Below are 20,316 nucleotides of genomic sequence, written 5' to 3' on the forward strand. Positions count from 1 at the left end.
CGGTGAGGGACCGTTCGTCCTACCCGACCGTCAGTTCGAGCTCGGACTCGAAGCCGACCATCTCCTCAGATACAAGCGGCTTGCAGGACAGCATCAGTTTGACCATGATCGAACCGGAGCTTTTCGGGCAGATCGAGACATCGACGGTCCTCTTCTCGCCCTTAGGCAACCGGTCGATGTCGGTCAGCCCCTTCACCTCGACATCCCCGACGATTTCCAGTTTGATCTCCCGGGCCGCTGCGATGCCGTTATTGGTGACGTGCAGGCGGAATTTGGCCCATTCCCCTCTCTTCGGCTCGTCCATGAAATCGATGTCGATGCCTATGTCCGGCATCATGAGCTCCTTCTGTTCCTCCACCTTTGCCATCGCCTCACGGAGTAGCGTCATCCCCTGTTTGGTATCGATGTTGCGAAGCGCGTCCGCCTTCTTCAGAATCTGTTCCGCCGCGACCACGGGCATGTCGGCCGCCCTCAACGTGTCCAGCTCGGCCTTCAGCTTATTACGGACCTTCTTGAACTCCTCCGTCGCGGCGGTGGCCGCGCCTATCAGGCGTTCGCTCTTCTGCAGGGTCCGGAAGGCCTCGCCGATGTCCTGCATCAGGAGGACCCCGGTGGCGCTGGTGTACAGCCCTTCACTTGCACTGACGTCCAGGCCGGTCCTTCTGGCCTTCTCTATCCCTTCGGACACCTTCCTGCGTTTCCGATCGAACTCATCGAGGGTCACCTGACGCAGCGTCCTTACGCCGACCGTCAGCATTTCCAGGTTCTTCGGGCCGAAGGTGCCGATCTTGATCTCCTGCAGCTTCAGCACGCTTGGGGAGAGCTTCGAACGGTCGTAACCGATCTCGGATAGAAGCTTGAACAGCTTGGTCATCTCGGCATGGTTACGGCCGGATTCACGTCGGGCAACATCCTGGAACTGTGCATTTGCCCGGTGCAGGTAAAGGGAAGACCTTTCGAAATCCATGGAAAGCAATGCCTCATCGGTCTGGTCCAGCAGCATGCCTATGTTCGTCCGATCATCACCTTCGTCCAGGAACTGGAAGTCATGTTTGAGAGATTGCAGCTCCGCCATCCTGGCCTCGAACATCTCGCGCAATTGGGTAAGTTCGTCGCGGCTCCGGAGGGCCAAAGCGCTGGCCTCTGCGAAGGCCTTATCCTTCAGCTTTTCCTCGGCTTTGGCCATGAGCTGCCTGAGTTCCTCTGAATAGACCCCGGACGCGGCGGCCTCATCGAACCTGGAACGCACCTCGACGATGGTGCGCTGGACCGAATCCCTGATCTCCTTCACCTTAAGCAGTTCGTCCTCGTAGTTGCGCACCAGCGGAAGCACGTCACGGAACCGGCGCTGGTTGATGCGCTCGTTGATGTCCTTGCGTATGCGGTCGACGATGACCAGGTCCGGCCCTTCCAGTTCCTCCCTTCTCATCTTCACGTCGACCTCGTCGAGCTTTCTGGAGGCCATCATGTCCATCAGGTGGGCCGCCTGGTCCACGGCACGCTTGGAAAGCTCCATGGCTAGCGGGTGATTGCCCTGCTTTTGGATGATGCGTGCCTGGTTCAACGTCTCGACGGCCGGCGAGACGTTCACACCCAGGTCCTGGATCGCCTTGAGGGTGGCCATGGTCCGTTCGATCTGTTCATTGGCCTTCTGTTCCATGAGCATCAGTTGGTCCAGCTCGCTCCTGGTCATCTGTGCCGCCCGTAGTGCTTCCAGATACCGTTTCTCAGCCAGCAGGCTGGCGGCCTTTGTTAGTATCTGTTGCGGTGAGCTGATGTCTATCCCGGCGCTCCTGGTTCTTTCTAGCAACGATCTGCATACCTCGAGCTCCCGCGAGATACCGGACGCCAGCTGGCCCCTGATCAGTTCGATGCCGCTGTTCATCGTCTTCAGGGCGGTCAGGTGGCCGTTCTTGCCTTCCAGCTCGGTGGCGGCCTGGATCGATGACATCGCTGACGAAGTGTCCAGACCGAGCGTGTCCATGGCCATCACCAATTCCTTGGCCTCCTCGATCCTCCTTGCCGCCATGAACGGGGCCACTATGACCTCGGTCTCGGCGTATGAGGCCGCGGAGGCGGCGCGTGCGTCCCCATACTTGCCGCTCTCGAACATGCGCTTGGTCTTCAGGAGCAGGTCCGTGGCCTTCCTGGTATCGATGCCTTTGGAGTCCGCCTCCTCGAGCAGGGTGGAGATCTCTACGATCCGGTCGTAGATCTCCACATGGACGCTGGTCAGCTGTTTGAGGCTCGTTCCCGCATCCTTCAGGTTCTCGAACGCCTTCTGGAACGCCCCCTCCTTCAACGCCCGGCCGGCCTCCTCTAGGAGGTGCTCGGGTTTCATGACCTCGACGCCCTTCTTGCGCTCCAATGAGATGGCGCGGGATGTGGAGGCCATCTCCCGGGTGAGCTCGTCAAGGATGATCGAATGGGAGAATTGGACGACGTCGTTGGCGGTGCGGAGGGCCTGCATGGTGCTGTTCTTGGCCCTCATCTCCTCCGCCTTGGCCATTTTGTCCTTGAGGGTGACGCTCTCGCAATTGAGCTCCTTGAGGATGTCGAGCATGCTACGGGCCTCTCCCAGCCTGGTCTCGAGGGCCTGCTTCTCCTCGCGGTTCAATGCCTCGGCCGCCTCCGCCGCCAGGTCATAGGCGTCAACGAACTCGTTCTTGTCCATCGCCTTGCGTGCCTGGTCCAGCATCGCCGAGGCGCTGCTGACGTCCATCGATCCCTTGTATGATTCCAGGTTCGCCCTCCCCTCGTCCAGGGCCTTCTGGACCTGGAACCGCAGCTTGGAATCCGTGGTCTCGGAGCATTTGGCGAGCAGTTCCGGGGCCACCGTGAACTCGCCCTTCTTGATGAGGTCGACGATCTTATCCAGCATCCCGTTCTCATCGGTGACGTCCACGCCTATGCGCGCCGCTCCGGCGAACTTGATCTCGATCGCCATCACGTCCTTGGCGTAGTGTTCCTCCAGCTGTTTGTTCAGCTCCGATTGTGCCTCCCGTAGCAATCCGGCTGCACTGACGAACTCATGGGACAGCGTGGCCCTCCTTGCCGAGTCCATGAAGCTCTTCGAAGTGGTGGTGTCCAGTCCAAGGTCGTCCGCCCTGGACATGGCCGTCCTGGTCCTGGAGAGCTCAGATTCTAGGTCGGCCAGGCCTTTCAGGGCGTTCCCTATCTCTTCCTCGGCGGCCGCCAACTGCGCCATGGCATCATCGATCTCCGAGGCGGACAGGCCGGCCCTCGCAGCCTCGATCTTCTTCGACGCACCGCCAAGGTCTATGCCAAGGCGCTTTGCGATGAGCAGTTTCGGGCGGAGCTTCAGCAAGGATTCGGATATCAGTACCGTCTCCTTCTCATGCAGTGCAGCTCTCACGAGTTTCGTGCCGTCGAGCGCCTCGTTGAACTTGAAATCCTTCAGCAGGTCCTTCTGGATAGAGATAGTGGAGTTGAGGTCCTTTATGTCGACCCCGTGGTCCTTGAGAGCCATCCCCCTCTTGCGGAGGGATTGGAGCTCAGTGGCGAATCCTTTGGTCAGCGCCTTCTGTTGTTCGCCTTCGGCCGATGACAGGGTGACGAACGCTTCCTCATACGAGCCTTGCTCCATCTGCCCCTGGGCCTTCTTTACCGTTCTTTCGACCTTTGACAGGTCCACTGTCACGTCGGGCTGATATCTGGAGACATCCATCAGGCTGTCAGCCCGGGTCTGGAATTTATCGGTGAGTGCCGACTCCAGCGATTCCAGGCATGATGCCAGCTTTTCCATGGAGGAAGGCACCTGCTCTTTTTCCAGCAGGTCCCGGGCCTCGGCCAGCCCCTTCCGCTCGGCGTCGACCACGATACCCTGCCCCTCGGCCAGGAGCAGGACAGTTTGAGCTTCCCCAAAGGCGGTGGCCATGTAGCGGTTGACGAACTTCTCCACCTTGTCCCACAGATCCTTGGACATGGCAAAGGCGTCCTCCAGCAATCCCTTGGCCAATGTAGACCTGGCTTCCTGAGAGATCTGGGCGAGGTCTTCGGCCTTCGCCCCTCTTTTCTCCACCAGGTTCCTCAGCTCATCGGCGTCCCCGATCATCGATGAGACCCGGTCCCTCTGGGCCTTATTTGATGTTTCCAGGCTCTTGGTGGACATGCTGACCGATGACCGGTAATCCTTTTCCTTGAAAAATGAGCTGGCCTCGGTCAAGAATTTCTCAGACTCTGCGGATGGAGCGTCTATCTTCTTGGCGAGCTTCAGGGAGTTCTCTGCTTGTACGAGCTTCTCCTCCGCAGCCTCGCGGCTCTTAGCTGCCTCCTTCGCTTTCTGCTCAATTTGTTTCTTGAGCTGCAGCTGTTTAATGTAATCTCCAGTCAAACGAGATCAGACCCGAAAGCCGATGCGACCATCCATTCCCCCATATGGGGAAAGGCTGTTGCTTTGCGATTACCCCTGTATCTGATATATCTTTTGCCAGGATTCCATTAAATGGTAATATGTCCAGATAGTTCAGCGCTTCAAAATTTCGACGAAGGCGACCCTTTCCAGAACAAGGTCCGCCCATTGCCCTTCCGGGACCGTTTTGAGCTCGTCCCGGTCGATGCCAAAGGCGACCGCCTTCTCTTTTGAAGGCAGTAGGACAAGGTCGTCCTTGATCAGTTTCAACCTGCGCAGGACCTCCGAGGGGTCGTCGCAATCGAACAGGACCAGTGCAAAATGCCTCATTCCGTCCTTTACCCCCATCTTCTCCTTGGCCTTGGATATCTGGCGTTCGCCAGACGCGAAGAGCATGGTCTCCATGGACACCGTCGTCGAGGCGTTGGTCCCCTGCTCCATGGCCCTTTTGGCATGGATCACCGCCGCTTCCAGGTGCGCCTTGCCGCAGACCCTGTCCGCGTCCATCGGGAGCACGTCGCAGGGAAGCGACTGGACCTGCTGCATGAATTCGGCGGCGCCGCACGCTTCCCCTCTCGCCCCCAGTATGAAGACCGAGTTCATGTCTTGTCCAACGGCAGGTGCGTATATATTGGTTTTTCCAGCCCTGTGGCCCTGCTCCAGAACCCCCCCGTCAAGACTCCTTCAGCATCTAGAAAGCATTAATAGGGCAAACGGGTTTTGTGGGCTCGTCTAGTTCATCGGTTTATTTGATGGAGCGCACCTAAAATGACACTTAACAAGGTCGTGGTAAGATCTCCGGCAACCATAGCGAACCTCGGTCCGGGCTTCGATGTTTTCGGGATAGCCTTAAAGGAACCGGCTGACCTGATAGAGGTACGCCGCACCAGCGAGCTGGGCGTCCGGGTGGAGAAGATAGAGGGCATAGGGGCCCACGGGGTCACGATCGACAATTCACGGAACACCGCCGCCGTCGCCGCCCAGAAGGTGTTGGAGATGGGCAACGCGGATTTCGGTCTCAGGATGAGCATCAAGAAAGGCATCCGCCCGGCCAGCGGGATGGGTTCCTCGGGCGCTTCCGCAGCGGGCGGGGCATACGCCGCCAACCTCATGCTGGAGAAGCCTTTCCCGGTCGAGAAGCTGGTCCTCTCGGCCGCCCTGGGGGAGGAGGCCTCTTCCGGCAGTCGTCATGCGGACAACGCCGGGCCGGCATTGCTGGGCGGTTTCACGATCATCCGTTCCTACGATCCTTTGGAGATCGTCCGGGTCGATCCGCCGGCGAACCTCGGCATTGTCGCGATGCTTCCATCCTTCGCTGTTCCGACCAGGGAGGCAAGGAAGGTTCTTCCCAAGTCCATCGACCTGAAGAGCCTGATATTCCAGGTCGGACACGCAGCATCGCTGGTCGCCGGAATGGCGAATAAGGATGTGAACCTGATAGCCCGCAGCATGAAGGACGTGGTCGTCGAACCGGCACGCTCCCAGATGGTGCCGCATCTCAAGGATGCGGAAGCGGCGGCCCTGAAGGGAGGGGCGCTGGCCTCATTCCTGGGAGGCTCCGGACCATGCATCGGCGCCATCTATGACATCAACGTCAGCGACGGGATCGAGATCGCCCGTTCGGTCCAATCCTTCTTCGAGAACCATGGCATCGACTGTCTGTCCTGGGTCACAACCTGGGGAGAGGGTTGCAGGCGGGTATCGGAATGAGCTATTCCATCAAATGCTTCGAGTGCGGCAAGGTCATAACGGACAACTTCGCTGATGCCTGCCCTCACTGCGGAGGACTGCTGACCGTGGAGATGGACCTGGAAAGGCTCTCCAATCTGAGACCGGCGGACCTGAGGAAACGTCCGATCGGTGTATGGCGGTACGCACCGCTGCTTCCAGCATGCGAGGCCAAGGCCATCACCCTGAAGGAAGGGGGCACCCCCCTGTACGATTGCCTTTCGATGGCCGCCAAGGCCAAGCTGAACAAGGTCTATGTCAAGTTCGAGGGGGCGAACCCGACCGGCTCTTTCAAGGACCGGGGCATGACCGTCGGGGTGACCCGGGCGGTCGAGCTCGGATGCAAGGTGGTGGGATGCGCTTCCACCGGCAATACATCGGCGGCCCTGGCCGCATACGCTGCCAAGGCCGGGCTGGAGTGTGTCGTACTCCTTCCTTCCGGCAAGGTGGCCGCCGGCAAGCTCGCCCAGGCCATGTTCTATGGTGCCAAGGTCATCTCGGTCGACGGCAACTTCGACGATGCGCTAAACATCGTGAAGAAGCTGGCGGCGGAGGGCGAACTGTATCTTCTGAACTCGATCAACCCGTTCCGGCCAGAAGGTCAGAAGACGGTGGCCTTCGAGATCATGGACCAGCTGGACTTCGAACTGCCCGACCGGATCATCCTTCCGGTGGGAAACGCCGCCAACATCTGGGCGGTGTACAAGGCGTTCACCGAGTACCGGCAGCTGGGCTGGATCGATAGGATCCCCAAGCTCACCGGGGTCCAGGCCGCGGGCTCGGCACCGATCGTGGACGCATACAGGCACGGGACGCCGGACTTCATACCGGAGGACCACCCGGAGACCATCGCCACTGCCATCCGCATAGGGAACCCGGCTTCGGGAAAGAAAGCGTTGAAAGCGATCTATACCACCGGAGGCAGCGCCATCGACGTCACTGATGAGGAGATCCTTTCGGCACAGCGCGTGCTCGGCCGTTCTGAGGGAATAGGTGTGGAACCAGCAAGCGCCGCCTCCATCGCCGGCATGCTCAAACTGGCCGAGATGGGCGAGATCGACAAGGACGAACGGGTCGTCTGCATCTGCACCGGCCATGTGCTCAAGGATCCTGACACGATCATCAAGTCATTCGGCAAGGTGCATCAGGCCAAGGCCGACCTGGCGTCGGTCAAGGCGTGCATCAACGCCAAGGACTGAACGATCGGTCCGTCCTCATGTCCAGCAATTTAATCGCCAACGAAATAACAAAATCTATTAGCATCAGCGCCGATACTCAGCCTCATCGGGGATTCCATTGGACCAAAGGCCGAGGTACAGGACGCACGTGCATGGGCTGGACGAGAACATAGGCGGTGGCATCCCGGAGGGAAGCGTGGTGCTCATCTGCGGCACCGCTGGAACGATGAAATCCTCCCTCGCCTATTACATGCTTTACACGAACGCCAGGGACGACGCGGTTCCCGGCCTCTATATCTCTCTGGAGCAGTCGCGGGACAGCCTCCTGCGGCAGATGCATGGTCTTGGATTCGACGGCAAGCTGAAGGCGAACCTGGACATCCTAGACCTGGGCGAACTGCGCATGAAGACCGAAGGATCGAACTGGCTGGATACGTTCAAGTACGCCATAGAGGAGACCCGTAAGCGTATGAACTACGACCTACTGGTCATCGACTCGCTGGGGGCGTTGACGCTGATCTCAGAGTTCGAGCGACCCCGGGAGGAGATCTTCCGGCTGTTCGAATGGTTGCGCTCCATGGCCATCACCACCATGGTGATCTCCGAGATGCCGGTGGGCATGTTCCAGTATTACGGCGGAGAGGATACGGACTTCCTGTCCGATGGGATCCTGCACCTGAGGATGGTGGACGTGGGAGAGACCGACGTGCAGAGACGGTTGCGCTGTGTGAAACTGCGGGAGACCGACCATTCCAGCAGCTACTACTCGTTCTATTACAAGGATAAGGGCTTCTTCATCACCCGGGCCATAAGCGACCTCTAGAAGTCCAGCAGACTGCTCTGGCCCCGGTCCTTTGCTTTCTTCGGGCTTTCGGGCTCGGCCTCCGCTTCGTTCTCAGCGATCTGCATGGGCGCCCCGGTAGGTGCTCCGACCTGTTTCTTGATGCTGGCGGCAAGGATATCGCTGATCCCGATGACCTTGGATATCTGTCCAGCATCCGCCTGACGCAACGCCTCCAGAGTGGTGAAGCCCTTCTTGAAAAGGGAACGCGCTCTTATCCTGCCCACTCCTTTGAGCTTGACCAGGTCGAGCAGTTCCGGTCTGACCCCATAGTGCAGACGTGTCATGAGCTCCGTCAATGGTGGGTATGCGTCCTTGTTGAAGATGTTGGCCATCTCCCTCATCGAGTAGAGCAGCCATTCCCCTATCTCGACCTTGTTCCGAAGGTCCCCGGGACCGATGCCGAGCTTGTCCAGTATCTTGTCCTCCTCGATCTCCATGGTCCAGTCCTCGAGGATGGTGGCGGTCTTCAGTTCCGCCAGGAAGAACTCATACTCGGTCTCGTCGTCCTCTGGAGGATCGAACACCAGTTCTCCCTCGCGCTTCATGACCAGGTCCTCAAGCCATTCCTTGTCGTTGCGCCTGATGAACATGGTGCGCATGTCCGGGGTCGAACATACCGCGTGGAAGAGTCCGAACTCCTTTCCCGGTTTATATGCTTCCAACGCCTGACGCATCCGGACGGCGGACATAGGGTCTATGTACAGGTCGGAGACCCGGCGGCCGAAGAACGTGGCCTTGATCGTCTGGTCCGGACCGGTCTTGATCATGCCTTCCTTCTCCAGGAATTCCAGGATATTGTTGGCCGCCTCCTCTATGCCGACGATGTTCGCCTGGTGCGCGAAGAAAGTGGAACCAAGGAAGTCCATCAGGCCCTCCCAGCTGCTGGCCGTGCCGCTGGCGATGGTGGAGAGCACGTGGCTTCGCATGACCGCCTCGTTGCTCAGTTTGGATATCACATCCTCCGGCTCTCCCAGCAGGTACGTGTCGCGGAGGAACGTCAGTTCATCCTCGGACTTGGCCAGCAGGATCGCCTCTCCGTAAGGGTCATATCTCGGGCGTCCCGCCCTCCCGCACATCTGCTTTATCTCCATGACCGGGATGGGAACGTTCATCCCATTGTCGAAACGATAAACGTCACGGATCACCACTCGGCGGGCCGGCAGGTTGATCCCGGCCGCCAGTGTCGGTGTGGCCACTATGCATTTGATCTTGCCCTTCTTGAACGAACCTTCAACCATGCGCCGCTGGTCATTGGTCAGCCCGGCGTTGTGGAAGGCTATCCCCTTCTTGACGCACGATTTCAAGGTGCGTCCGACCGAGGTGTGCTCCCCTTCCCCGTCGATCATCCTCTCGGTTTCCGGGTCGAGCTCGACACCTTCCGCCAGGTCCTTGGTGAGCTTGGAGAACTTGACCGCCAGCGATTCGGTCGACTTGCGGGTGTTGACGAAGACCAAGGCTTGCCCTCCCTCCTTGATCGCGTCCTTTACCAGGCTCCATACGGGGTCCTCCTCGAAGACCACCTTTCTGGTGCTGTTGTCGATGAAACGTACCGTTCCATCCAGGTACACTCCTTCCTTAAGCTTGACCGGTCTCCAACGATTAGCGATGTGTACGGCATCAAGCCATTCCGCCAGCTCCCTGGAGTTGTTGACCGTGGCCGAGAGCGCGATGATCTGGAGACCCGTGTTGAAGCGCTTGAACTTGGCCAGCGTGACCTCCAGCGTCGGCCCTCGGTCCGGATCGTTGATGAGATGGACCTCGTCAGCGACGACCAGGGTCACTTCGCGCAACCAGTCTGACTGGTGCCTAAGCAGAGAGTCAGCCTTCTCCGAGGTGGCCACGATCACATCATAGGATTGCAGGCGGGAATCCGGTGAGTCGAAGTCGCCCACCGAGATGCCCACTTTAATGCCTAATGGCTCGAACTTCCTCAGATCATCATACTTTTCCGTCGCCAATGCCCTGAGCGGTACGATGTAGAGCACCTTGCCATGGCGTTCGAGGATATGCTTCATCGCCGCCAGGTAGGCGATGAGCGACTTTCCCGAGGCGGTGGGGACGGCCACCACCAGGTTCTTGCCTGCCACCGCCAAGGGGGCGGCCTCTGCCTGAGGTGGATAGAGCTCGGTGATCCCTTCCTTTTCCAGGATCTCGATGACGCCCGCGGGAAGATCAAGTTCCTTGACATTCATTCGCTATTCCGGTCTCCTCGGCCTCTTCTTTCGCAAGGGGAGGTCCGGCATAAAGCGTTGTCGATTGGAGGATTCGTCCAAGGAAATCCGAGTCCCATGAGACATTCCGATGTGGTCCTCTGAAACCCCGAGAATCGCGTGCTGGATAGTGTCATTATATGATTATTTTTTCAAATAGCCTTATATAGCAGCGCTGTTATGGGATGAATTTGGAAGCCGGTGTAGTATGGTTGAAGAGAACCCAAAGGAAATAGCGAATCTTCCCGACGCAGAGACGTGGATAGAGACGCAGGATTTCACCACCACAGCGGACATCAAGGTCCCAGACAAGCTAGCCGACCAGGTCATCGGTCAAGAGGCTGCTGTAGAAGTGGTCAAGAAGGCCGCAGAACAGAAGCGCCACGTGATGCTGATCGGGGAGCCAGGTACCGGGAAGTCGATGCTCGCCAAATCCATGACGGAGTATCTGCCGAAGAGCGAGCTCCAGGATGTTGTGGCATATCACAATCCAGACGATTCAAACGAGCCGAAGATCAGAGTGGTCCCGGCCGGTAAAGGAAGGGAGATCGTCGCCGCCCAGAAGCGGGAGGCCATGCAGCGCAAGCAGCAAAAGACCTCCATGGTCACGATCATGGTCTTCATGATCGTCGCACTGACGCTGGTGCTATACATCGCCAGCGGGATGAAGGACACCAACATCGTCCTGATCGGGATCATTGCCGCGGCGATCATATTCTTCGCGATGCGCTACTCGGGCACCAGGCAAGAGAGCTATATGGTGCCCAAGCTGCTCATCACGCATGACGACAAGGACACAGCTCCGTTCATCGACGCCACCGGTGCGCACGCAGGTTCATTGCTGGGGGACGTCAAGCACGACCCCTTCCAAAGCGGAGGCCTGGAGACCCCTGCCCACGAGAGGCTGGAGGTCGGTGCGATCCACAAGGCATCGAAGGGCGTCCTGTTCATCGATGAGATCAACATGCTGAGGATGGAATCCCAGCAGTCGCTCCTCACAGCGCTGCAGGAGGGCAAGTTCCCCATAACCGGTCAGAGCGAGCGTTCTTCCGGCGCTATGGTCAAGAGCGAGGCCGTCCCGTGCGATTTCATCCTGGTATGCGCAGGCAACATGGATGCCATTCAGGGCATGCACCCCGCGCTCAGGTCGAGGATACGCGGTTACGGTTACGAGGTGTACATGCGTTCCACCATGGACGACACCGACGATAACCGTAAGAAGCTGATCCGGTTCGTGGCCCAGGAAGTGGCCAAGGACAAGAAGATCCCTCATTTCGACAAGAAGGCGGTTGCCGAGATCATCAAGGAGGCGCAGAGGCGCGCAGGCAGGCGGGGCCAGCTCACCCTCAGACTGAGGGAGCTCGGCGGTTTGATCCGCGTTTCCGGGGACATAGCCCGGGAAGAGAACAAGCCGGTCGTGACCCAGCAGCACGTGTTCTCGGCCAAGAGGATCGCTCGCAGCCTAGAGCAGCAGATAGTCGACCGGTATATCCAGGCGAGGAAGGATTACAAGAGCTTCAACGTCGAGGGTGACCTGGTCGGTGTCGTCAATGGCCTGGCCGCGCTGAACTCCGGCTCAAGCATGACCGAGCTGTCCGGCGTAGTGCTGCCCATCGTGGCAGAGGTGACGCCGGCTCAGATAAAGAACGCTGGAAAGATCATCGCCACCGGCAAGCTCGGAGAGATCGCCAAGGAAGCGGTGGAGAACGTCTCCGCGCTGATCAAGAAGTACACCGGCGAGGACATCTACAACCACGACGTGCACATACAGTTCATCGGAACGTATGAGGGCGTCGAGGGGGACAGCGCCTCGATATCCGTGGCCACTGCCGTCATATCCGCCCTGGAAGAGGTTCCGGTGGACCAGACGGTAGCTATGACCGGAAGCCTCAGCGTCCGTGGGCAGGTGCTCCCGGTCGGTGGAGTGACCGCCAAGATCGAGGCTGCGGCCGAGTCGGGGATAAAGCGGGTTCTCATCCCGCGCGCCAACATGAACGACATCGTGCTCGAGGAGCGCTACGTAGGGAAGATAGAGATCATCCCGGTGACGAACATGGGCGAGGTCCTGAAGTACGCACTGGTCGGCGGTGTCAAGAAGGAAAGCCTGCTCAAGAAGCTGGCCGAGCTCCTGGAACACAGCGCTCCGGTCATTGCGGCCAAGCCTAACCTGCATTAAACCTCAACAAACCCATTCCTTTTTCCTCTTTCTTTTCGATATTCCACTGCCCCTTGCATCGTCCACGTTACCTTGGATCGGACGGCCGGTCGATCCGGCAAGGGTCCTAGCGTTCCATCTTCCGATTTCATTTAATCCAGATCGACCATTGCCTTTCCATGCCGAGAGAAAGCAAGATCATCCGATTTTTCCGTATCCTCGCCGACAAGTATGATGCTAAAGTTCAATATGATCCGATGGCGCCCCAGAGATCCGCGTCGGACCTGATCGTCACATTGACGGTATATGGACAGAGGATGACCTTCATTTCCAAAAGTAATGAGTTCCAATCGTTCTGCAACGCCCGTGCACTGGAAGAGCTCGGAGAGAAGTTCACCAAAGCGAACATGAACGCCCTGTTCCTTCAATTGGAGACCATAGCGACGAGCGATCGGGCGATCAGGAATGATGTTTCATGTTGTGGATGCGGCGACCTCACTCCCGAATTAGACGATGAGTAAGTTCGTTATGCAGTAGTAAGAATGGATAATGGCCCCATCCGGGGCCTGGTTTGCATTTCTTGTGTATGGGTCCCGTCTAAAGGAGGACGCAGAACTCATTGCCCAGACTGTCTGGGACAGCGAAGTGCATGCTCAATATCTGACCCATCTCCGGGATCATTTCGACGATGACCTCGTCGCCGGCCGGTATATCCAGGTCGGAGATCGTCAACATCAGAAGTTCTCCCTTCTGGACGATCGTATCATCCGTTCCCATGTAGGTGACCGTGGTAAACAGATGGGTGCTGTTCTGGAAAAGGTAAGGCGTCTCACCATATTGAGTGGTCACGAAGATGACGATCTTGGTCAGATCGATCGGGTTGCTGCCAGGTGACAGCTTCATCATGAACTGCAATTCTGTGAGATTATTGATTTTGTAGTGACCAGTGGCGTCCACGACCATGAGGCCGTCGCAGAGGTTCCTGACAGTATCTTCAGCCACCGAGGCTGCCTGGTCTCCGGTGTTGTTGACCGTTCCAAGGATCACCGTGCCCGCAGCTCCGGTTGTCAGTATCGAGGCGATGACGATCATCATCGACCCGGTCGCCATTGCCCCCCTCTTATTATAAGACGCTTTCGTCATGATTATCAGACCCGGATTTATGAGATATAATCTATGCGGCTCATTTATAGTATTATTATCATTATTGATAATCATTGTGGATTAATTGAGTTATCAATAACTCCAACTCAGAATCGGGCTCTGGCATGTATTGTCCGGTCACTATTCTTATATCTTGTCAACCATTAATGGCGTTGACAAGAAAATGAACAAACCGGAGCATTTCTCGAGCTGCCTGCTGATAGGGCGCTTCCAACCTTTCCATAAGGGGCATTTGGAGGTGGTGCGGTCGATCGCCAAGAAATGTGATTCGTTGATCATCGGCATCGGCAGCGCACAATATTCACACACCTATGACAACCCGTTCACCGCCGGAGAGCGGCACCTGATGATCTCCCGGGCCTTGAAGGAGGAGGGAATGGGGGAATACTTCCTGGTGCCCATCGTGGACATCAATCGTTACGCGGTATGGGTCTCCCACGTGGTGTCGCTCGTACCGCCTTTCGAAGTGGTGTTCACCAACAACAATCTCACCCGCAGGCTTTTCTCAGAGGCGGAGTACCAGGTCAGGGACTCGCCCATGTTCAACCGCGAATCGTATTCCGGGACCGAGATAAGACGCAGAATGTCGGAAGGGGATGACTGGAGGGACCTAATTCCAACGGCCGTCGCCAAGGTGATCGATGAGATCGACGGCGTCAACCGGATCAGGGACCTTACCCCTAGAACCAGAACGAAGGTGGAAGATGACTCTGGAGCAGGAACTGGGGAATATAGCTAGGGCCAAAGGAATTACCGTCTCCCTGGCCGAATCGTGCACTGGTGGGCTAGCCAGTGACCTGGTCACCAACGTTCCGGGGTCCTCGGCATATTTCTTGGGAGCTTTGATCTGCTACAGCGATCGCTCCAAGATAGAAATGTTAGGGGTAAAGGAAGGCACGATCACCTACCAAGGCGCGGTGAGCGAACAGTGCGCACTGGAGATGGCCGTAGGGGTCAGGAACCGGTTCCACTCGGACCTAGGGGTTTCGGTCACCGGTATCGCCGGTCCCGGAGGGGAAAGGCCTGGTAAGCCGGTCGGCCTGGTCTACTTCGCCGTAGATGATGGGGAAAACGTCTGGACCGAAAGGATGTTGTTCGATGGAGATCGTGCCAGGGTCAAGCGTTCCGCGGCAGACTACCTGATAGGTCTGATAATTAGAGCGCTCTCCTGATCGACAGAACGGCAATCCGTAGAATGACGAAACACTTTTAATCCAAGTAGTCATATAATGGTTAAGGATGGAAGGGTATGGATGCACCAGTGAAACGGATTCCTACGGGAGTGGCTGACTTCGATAATATCATAAGAGGTGGCATGCCCGCTGGTTCCGTGGTCCTACTCCTAGGTGATCTGGGAGCAGGCCAGCAAGAATATGTGTTGACGTCGGCGGCCAAGATATCACTGATCAAGGAGAACCCGGATTCGGCCGAGTTCTTTCTCGGCCACAGTGTCAAGGGTCAAATGATGCCGGAAACGATCCATTACATCACGTTCTCGAGATCGAAGGAGGACATCCTGCGGGAGATCGAGATGTCCTTCAACGAGGACTTCTATGAATCGTTCCAAAGGAACGTCATTTTCAAGGATTTTTCCTCCAAATACTTCAGGCAGACGCTGGTTCCCAAGAGCTGGTCCGGGGACACATCGTCCGCGCTGTTCTCGAACAACAACGGCGACGACGAGAACGTGCTGGAGGGGCTGGTCAATTACCTGGACCAGAATGCCCCCAGGAGCATGGTGATCATCGACTCGCTCACCGATCTGGTCCTTAACCAGAAGATCGACCCCAAAGACCTGGTGGCGGTGCTCCGCGGCATGCAGCGGGTGAGCAAGAAATGGGGCGGTGTGGTATATTTGCTGCTTACCAAGGACATCATCGATGACCGGATGCAGCGCATGATCACCGACTCAGTGGACGGTGCACTGGTCTTTGAGTGGAGCCGTTTCGCAACCTCTTCGAAGAGGCAACGCTACCTCTACGTTGAGAAGTTCATGAGCATACTACCGCACCTGGATAGGGCGCGCATTGCGAGGTTCGCGACCACGGTCACCGCGCAGAGCGGTCTGGTGGTCATCGATACGGAAAGGATTGGGTGAGCAAAATGGACCGAGTAAAGACCGGAATAGACGGACTGGATGAGCTCCTCGAGGGGGGCGTCCCGAAGTCGCACACATTCGTGGTGATGGGATCGTTCGGTACTGGAAAGACAACGTTCGGACTGCAATTCCTCAATCAGGGTCTGGCAGGAGGCGAGAAGGGGATCTACATCTCCCTAGAAGAGGACCAGAACTCGATCATCGAGGACGCCAAGTCACATGGCTGGGACCTCAAGCCGTTGATCGACTCACAGAAGCTGGTTATAGTCAAATTGGAGCCGAACGACGCCAAGACGACGATCTCGAGGATCAAGAGCGAACTGCCCGATTTCATCTCCAAGTTCGGGGCCACGCGGATCGTGTTCGATTCAGTGTCATTGCTGAACATGCTGTTCGAGGACGAGCACGAGCGCAGGATCAACATATTCAACCTATCGCAGATGATCAAGAAGACGAACGCCACCTGCCTGATGACCGCCGAGACCAAGGACGATAACCCGCTGGCCTCCAGGGATGGACTGGTCGAATATGTGGCTGACGGCGTAATATCGCTAAGATACGTGGACCGGGTGGAGAGGAGCGAAATGCAGCTTTCTCTCCGTATCATCAAGATGAGGCGGACGTCCCACTCCAGGAAGATCACTCCCTACGAGATCACCAATAAGGGGATCGTGGTCCACGCCGGCTCGGAAATGATCTGAGCCAATTCCACATCCGCATGAAGACCGGGCCAACAGGCAGGCTTACATCAATGATCCTAGGCCAGCCGTTTAGAAGAATTTTGCCTGAGCTCACAATCCATGGGCAATTCCGTTGCCCTGGTGTGAATTTACCTCGAGACCAAGATCGGCGGTGCACGCCAGAAAAGAATATTAGTCACGTGCAGATTATTGGCCGATGTCAGACAAGCGGCTCTTTCGCGTGGGCAAGGTCAAGAAGGTCTACGAAGTAGACCCCCACACCCTGGAATTCGAGTTCACCAACAATATCTCCGTTTTCGACAAGATCATCCCGACGGACATTCCGTTCAAGGGTGAAACGTTATGCCGGACGTCGGCCCATTGGTTCAAGCTGCTGAAGGAGAACGGCATCAATTCCGACTTCATCGAGATGAATGCCCCCGACCGCATGCTTGTGAAACGGGTGGAGGTAATCCCGGACTATAGCAAGCTGAACCACAGGACCGCCAATTATCTGATCCCGCTGGAGTTCATCTGCCGCCACTACAATGCCGGTTCCCTGAACGACCGGGTCAAGGAAGGTCGGGTAACGCCCGAGATGATGGGGTTCCCAAAGGGGCATTCTCCTGCCTACGGTGAGAGGCTCCCCAAGGACTTCATAGAGACCACCACCAAACTGGAGGAGACGGATCGCGAACTGACCAGGGAGGAGGCTATCAAGATATCCGGTCTCACCGAGAAGGAGTATGATCATGTCTTCGATGTCATCGGCAAGATCGACAGCATAATCGCATCGGAAGTAATGAAACGGGGATTGATACACGTCGATGGCAAGAAAGAGTTCGCCTATGACGAGAAGCGCCACCTCATGATCGTGGACACGTTCGGGACAGCGGATGAGGACCGCTGGTGGGATGCGGAGCAGTATGCCCAGGGCAAGACCGTCGAGCTTTCAAAGGAGATGGTCCGTCAATACTACAGGGACATCGGTTATCACGAGAAGTTGTACGCCGCCCGCAAGAACCATGCTCCGGAACCAGACATCCCTGCCCTGCCGCCGGAGATGGTGGAGAAGGTCTCTCAGATGTACATCGGTCTTTACGAGCGTCTAACCGGTGAGAAGTTCCGGTAGTTGTTTCTTCAAGCGTATCCAGAAAGCGGGCTTGACGGCCCCGCTTCGCTCCTATCTTCGAAAGGACGGATGATCTTTTTCAGATTGCCCTCCCCATCATAGGAGTAGACCTGATAATAGAACAGCCACATCTGGTTATACTCAAGCATCCTGAGCCTTGCGCTCATGGCATGCTCCACGGGGACGATCACCTCGAGGCGGCATTTGTTGATCAGGGCAACGTAATATTCCCGTTTCCGTTTCGGGTCATTCCAGCTCGAACCGGTCTCAACAAATTCCAGGCCGATCACGGAACCCTCTTCCAACATCTTGATGGCCGCCCGCCCATCCTCAAGAACGGACACCTCAATATTGGCCTGGGGAAAGAGCCGGGAGATCTCGTTCCTGATCATCCCCACACGGATTCCAACGACCTTATCAACCAGAGGATCGTCCATTAAAACCTCACTGATATGGTTTATTCGAAAACGACCTCTACCAGTTTGTTGCCCTCTGTGCAGACCAGGTCTCCCCGGATCTTTGAGATGCGCATCTTGGTGTGCTTCTCCAACCCTATTGGATGGCAGATGCGATAGTGAGCGCAACCGAGGGTGCGGCACTTGATGTCCTCGAAGGATATGGTAGACCCTTCCAGCGCGGCCTTCTTGCTGACCGAGCCTTGGATCTTTACTCTTTCGACCTCTGCGACCCTTACTCCGTCCTCGTGCATCTTGCATTCATGATGCACGTCACGGACCGATCTGATGCGGTAGCGTCCTCCCACATCAAGGTTGAAGCATACGGTCTTAAGCTTACATTCCTTGCATTCTGTGAGCGGCCCACGGTAGACAAATTCGACGCCTTCCTTTGCCTGTCTCTCTCCTATCAGTGTGACTATGACCATAAACTCACTCCCAGTCAGATAACCTTCGTTATCGTAGCGATCCTCTCGGCGGCCTCATAGGTCAAACCCATCCCCAGGATTGTGAACCTATCCTTCCTGATCTTGTGGGCCGTCACCAAGGCCTGGATCACCTGTTCTTTGGAGATGCCCAGCTCCTTTGCCGAGGTGGGTGCCCCGATCTTCATCAGCGCCGTCCTGATGCGGACCCAGTCTCCGCCATGCAGGTACATCATCATTATGCACCCGACGCCGCATTGCTCTCCATGCAGGGCCTTCCCCGGGGCTATTATGTCCAACGCGTGCGAGAACATGTGCTCTGAACCACTGGTCGGCCTTGAACTGCCCGCCACGCTCATCGAGATCCCAGATATGATGATCGGCCTTATGGCGATCCAGACAGATTCTTCCAGGTTCGGTTTGATCAGGTCCGCATTGTCTATGATGGTCTGCGCGGTATAGTTCGATAGGGCGTAAGCGGACCGGCTGAAGCTCTCGTAGCGCAGCCTTCTGGCGAACTCCCAGTCCATAAGCGCCGTCGAATTGGAGATGACGTCCGCACATCCCGATGCCAGAAGACGGTATGGCGATTTCGCGATGATGTTCGTGTCGGCGATCACTCCCAAGGGGACCTTGGCGTCCAACGACATCGATCCCTTATCGTTGCGGATCGAGGCACGGCTCGAGGCGATGCCGTCATGCGAGGCCGAGGTCGGAACGGACAGAAACTCACTGTTCGTGTTCTTCGCAGCCATCTTGGCCAGATCTATCTTGCTTCCGCCACCAACGCCCAATAGGAACCTGGCCTTAGACTCCTTTGCCGCGAGTTCCACTTTCTTGAGGTTATCATCTGTAGCCTCTCCGACCATGATGCACTGTACATCGTAGCCGTTCTTGAGCAATCCTTCGGATACAATATCCCCTGCGACCTTCATGGTCTTGTCACCGGCCACGATCAACGCCGTTCCAGCCAGGCCAAAATCCTTGCACATTTGGGGAATATCATCGATAGCACCGTGCCCCGCAAGAACCTGTCTGGGAAAAAGCATCGAACGAGCCTTGGTGAAGTCTCCCTCATCCATCCAAGCACCCTGAACGGAGGTTTATACAGATGCCCTATATTCAAGTTATCGGTACTTGCCACCGCCAGTCAAGGAAATCCATTCATGGTGATGGTGACAAATGGAGTCTGGGATGTCATAGAGAAAAGAGGCCTCCGGGAAAGCTCTGCAAGGTGGAATTTCAATGCTATTCTTAGGAGGAGAATAGGGGGTGAGCCTTCTCCGGACGCCTCTATGCAACTTCTAACTTCATTATAGTATTAGAACCTACTGAATCTTAAGATAATCATAAGATTATCGGAAAGACTTAATTATTCGAGATAATAGAGTAATGCTGGCTATGAATGATAATAGCTCTGATGTGACTAGATTGTAATTCACAATTATGTATAATGATACTCACGGATAAAAATTTTGACGAGAAATGTTTGACAAGGATCGGTGCACCGGTCGCCGTTAGTGATTGGCGGTTCGCCAATATGCAAACCGAGTAAGTTGTAGGCAGCGTCCAAATGGACCGCCAGACCCATGTCTTATGCAGATCCACAGACCTAATTCGTAAATCGTAATACGGTACATGATTTCCATATCGATGCTTTCATGTGCCAGAAGGTGTTTGATGGTCTGATCTCATTGGCGGAACAGGACGAGTCGGGGAAAGACACTGAGCCAAAGGATTTGCCCTCTCTATCCGAGAAGAATTATCGCTTCATCGATTCGACGCCAGTGTTGATGTGTTCGCTTGACCGGGAAGGTCTTCTCAAGTACTCTAACAAGGCATTCGAGACCGCTATCGAATCCACAGACGATCCGG

18 protein-coding genes are annotated in these 20,316 nt (G+C 56.5%); 11 read left to right on the forward strand and 7 right to left on the reverse strand.

What is annotated here, in order from left to right:
• Positions 1–19: 19 nt before the first annotated feature.
• Positions 20–4,354, reverse strand: a complete 4,335-nt coding sequence (locus VGK23_01765) for a CARDB domain-containing protein (GenBank protein ID HEY3419262.1) — start codon at positions 4,352–4,354, stop codon at positions 20–22.
• 132 nt (positions 4,355–4,486) lie between these two features.
• Positions 4,487–4,975, reverse strand: a complete 489-nt coding sequence (gene cgi121, locus VGK23_01770; GenBank protein HEY3419263.1) for a KEOPS complex subunit Cgi121 — start codon at positions 4,973–4,975, stop codon at positions 4,487–4,489.
• 165 nt (positions 4,976–5,140) lie between these two features.
• On the opposite strand from cgi121, the gene VGK23_01775 reads away from it, so the two are divergent.
• The 3 genes from VGK23_01775 to VGK23_01785 all read left to right on the forward strand — a co-directional run bounded on the left by VGK23_01775 (position 5,141) and on the right by VGK23_01785 (position 8,101).
• The gene (locus tag VGK23_01775) at positions 5,141–6,082 is read left to right on the forward strand and encodes a homoserine kinase (protein HEY3419264.1); all 942 of its coding nucleotides are present in this window, start codon (positions 5,141–5,143) and stop codon (positions 6,080–6,082) included.
• Positions 6,061–7,299, forward strand: a complete 1,239-nt coding sequence (gene thrC / locus VGK23_01780; protein HEY3419265.1) for a threonine synthase — start codon at positions 6,061–6,063, stop codon at positions 7,297–7,299. Before VGK23_01775 ends, thrC begins: the two co-directional genes overlap by 22 nt.
• A 97-nt stretch (positions 7,300–7,396) precedes the next feature.
• Positions 7,397–8,101 carry an ATPase domain-containing protein gene (locus VGK23_01785; GenBank protein HEY3419266.1) on the forward strand — a complete coding sequence of 235 codons (705 nt, stop codon included), beginning with the start codon at positions 7,397–7,399 and terminating at the stop codon, positions 8,099–8,101.
• Here the strand turns inward: VGK23_01785 and VGK23_01790 are convergent.
• Positions 8,098–10,314 carry a DEAD/DEAH box helicase gene (locus VGK23_01790; protein ID HEY3419267.1) on the reverse strand — a complete coding sequence of 739 codons (2,217 nt, stop codon included), beginning with the start codon at positions 10,312–10,314 and terminating at the stop codon, positions 8,098–8,100. The two genes, VGK23_01785 and VGK23_01790, sit on opposite strands and share 4 nt — an antisense overlap.
• A gap of 226 nt (positions 10,315–10,540) precedes the next feature.
• Between VGK23_01790 and lonB the strand changes: the two genes are divergently transcribed.
• Positions 10,541–12,508: an ATP-dependent protease LonB gene (lonB, locus tag VGK23_01795; protein HEY3419268.1), complete on the forward strand. Its 1,968-nt coding sequence runs from the start codon at positions 10,541–10,543 to the stop codon at positions 12,506–12,508.
• Positions 12,509–12,666: 158 nt separating this feature from the next.
• Entirely contained in the window at positions 12,667–13,008 is a 342-nt protein-coding gene (locus VGK23_01800) for a hypothetical protein (protein HEY3419269.1), read from the forward strand.
• A 76-nt stretch (positions 13,009–13,084) separates the two neighbouring features.
• Here the strand turns inward: VGK23_01800 and VGK23_01805 are convergent, their stop codons facing one another.
• Entirely contained in the window at positions 13,085–13,630 is a 546-nt protein-coding gene (locus tag VGK23_01805) for a hypothetical protein (protein ID HEY3419270.1), read from the reverse strand.
• A 154-nt stretch (positions 13,631–13,784) separates the two neighbouring features.
• Between VGK23_01805 and VGK23_01810 the strand changes: the two genes are divergently transcribed.
• The 5 genes from VGK23_01810 (at position 13,785) to VGK23_01830 (ending at position 17,561) form a co-directional block, all read left to right on the forward strand.
• Positions 13,785–14,390, forward strand: coding sequence for a nicotinamide-nucleotide adenylyltransferase (locus VGK23_01810; protein HEY3419271.1), 606 nt, complete (start codon positions 13,785–13,787; stop codon positions 14,388–14,390).
• Complete coding sequence (locus VGK23_01815; GenBank protein HEY3419272.1) at positions 14,356–14,823, forward strand: CinA family protein; 468 nt, start codon at positions 14,356–14,358, stop codon at positions 14,821–14,823. The genes VGK23_01810 and VGK23_01815 overlap by 35 nt, the downstream gene beginning before the upstream one ends.
• A 77-nt stretch (positions 14,824–14,900) precedes the next feature.
• Positions 14,901–15,749: an ATPase domain-containing protein gene (locus VGK23_01820; protein HEY3419273.1), complete on the forward strand. Its 849-nt coding sequence runs from the start codon at positions 14,901–14,903 to the stop codon at positions 15,747–15,749.
• A gap of 5 nt (positions 15,750–15,754) precedes the next feature.
• Positions 15,755–16,450 carry a KaiC domain-containing protein gene (locus tag VGK23_01825; GenBank protein HEY3419274.1) on the forward strand — a complete coding sequence of 232 codons (696 nt, stop codon included), beginning with the start codon at positions 15,755–15,757 and terminating at the stop codon, positions 16,448–16,450.
• A 196-nt stretch (positions 16,451–16,646) separates the two neighbouring features.
• Positions 16,647–17,561: a phosphoribosylaminoimidazolesuccinocarboxamide synthase gene (locus VGK23_01830; protein HEY3419275.1), complete on the forward strand. Its 915-nt coding sequence runs from the start codon at positions 16,647–16,649 to the stop codon at positions 17,559–17,561.
• Between the two features lie 8 nt (positions 17,562–17,569).
• Here the strand turns inward: VGK23_01830 and VGK23_01835 are convergent, their stop codons facing one another.
• From VGK23_01835 to VGK23_01845, 3 genes are read right to left on the reverse strand one after another with little or no spacing between them, the layout of a single operon-like run.
• On the reverse strand, positions 17,570–17,998 hold the full coding sequence (locus VGK23_01835; GenBank protein HEY3419276.1) for a hypothetical protein: 429 nt from the start codon (positions 17,996–17,998) through the stop codon (positions 17,570–17,572).
• A 20-nt stretch (positions 17,999–18,018) separates the two neighbouring features.
• Positions 18,019–18,444 (reverse strand): UPF0179 family protein, encoded by a 426-nt coding sequence (locus VGK23_01840; GenBank protein HEY3419277.1) that lies wholly within the window; start codon positions 18,442–18,444, stop codon positions 18,019–18,021.
• Between the two features lie 14 nt (positions 18,445–18,458).
• Positions 18,459–19,523, reverse strand: a complete 1,065-nt coding sequence (locus tag VGK23_01845) for an NAD(P)-dependent glycerol-1-phosphate dehydrogenase (protein ID HEY3419278.1) — start codon at positions 19,521–19,523, stop codon at positions 18,459–18,461.
• Between the two features lie 579 nt (positions 19,524–20,102).
• On the opposite strand from VGK23_01845, the gene VGK23_01850 reads away from it, so the two are divergent.
• The coding region (locus VGK23_01850; GenBank protein ID HEY3419279.1) for a hypothetical protein at positions 20,103–20,316 on the forward strand (214 nt) is incomplete at its 3' end.

The sequence above is a fragment of the Methanomassiliicoccales archaeon genome, from assembly GCA_036504055.1.
GTDB lineage: Archaea > Thermoplasmatota > Thermoplasmata > Methanomassiliicoccales > UBA472 > DASXVU01.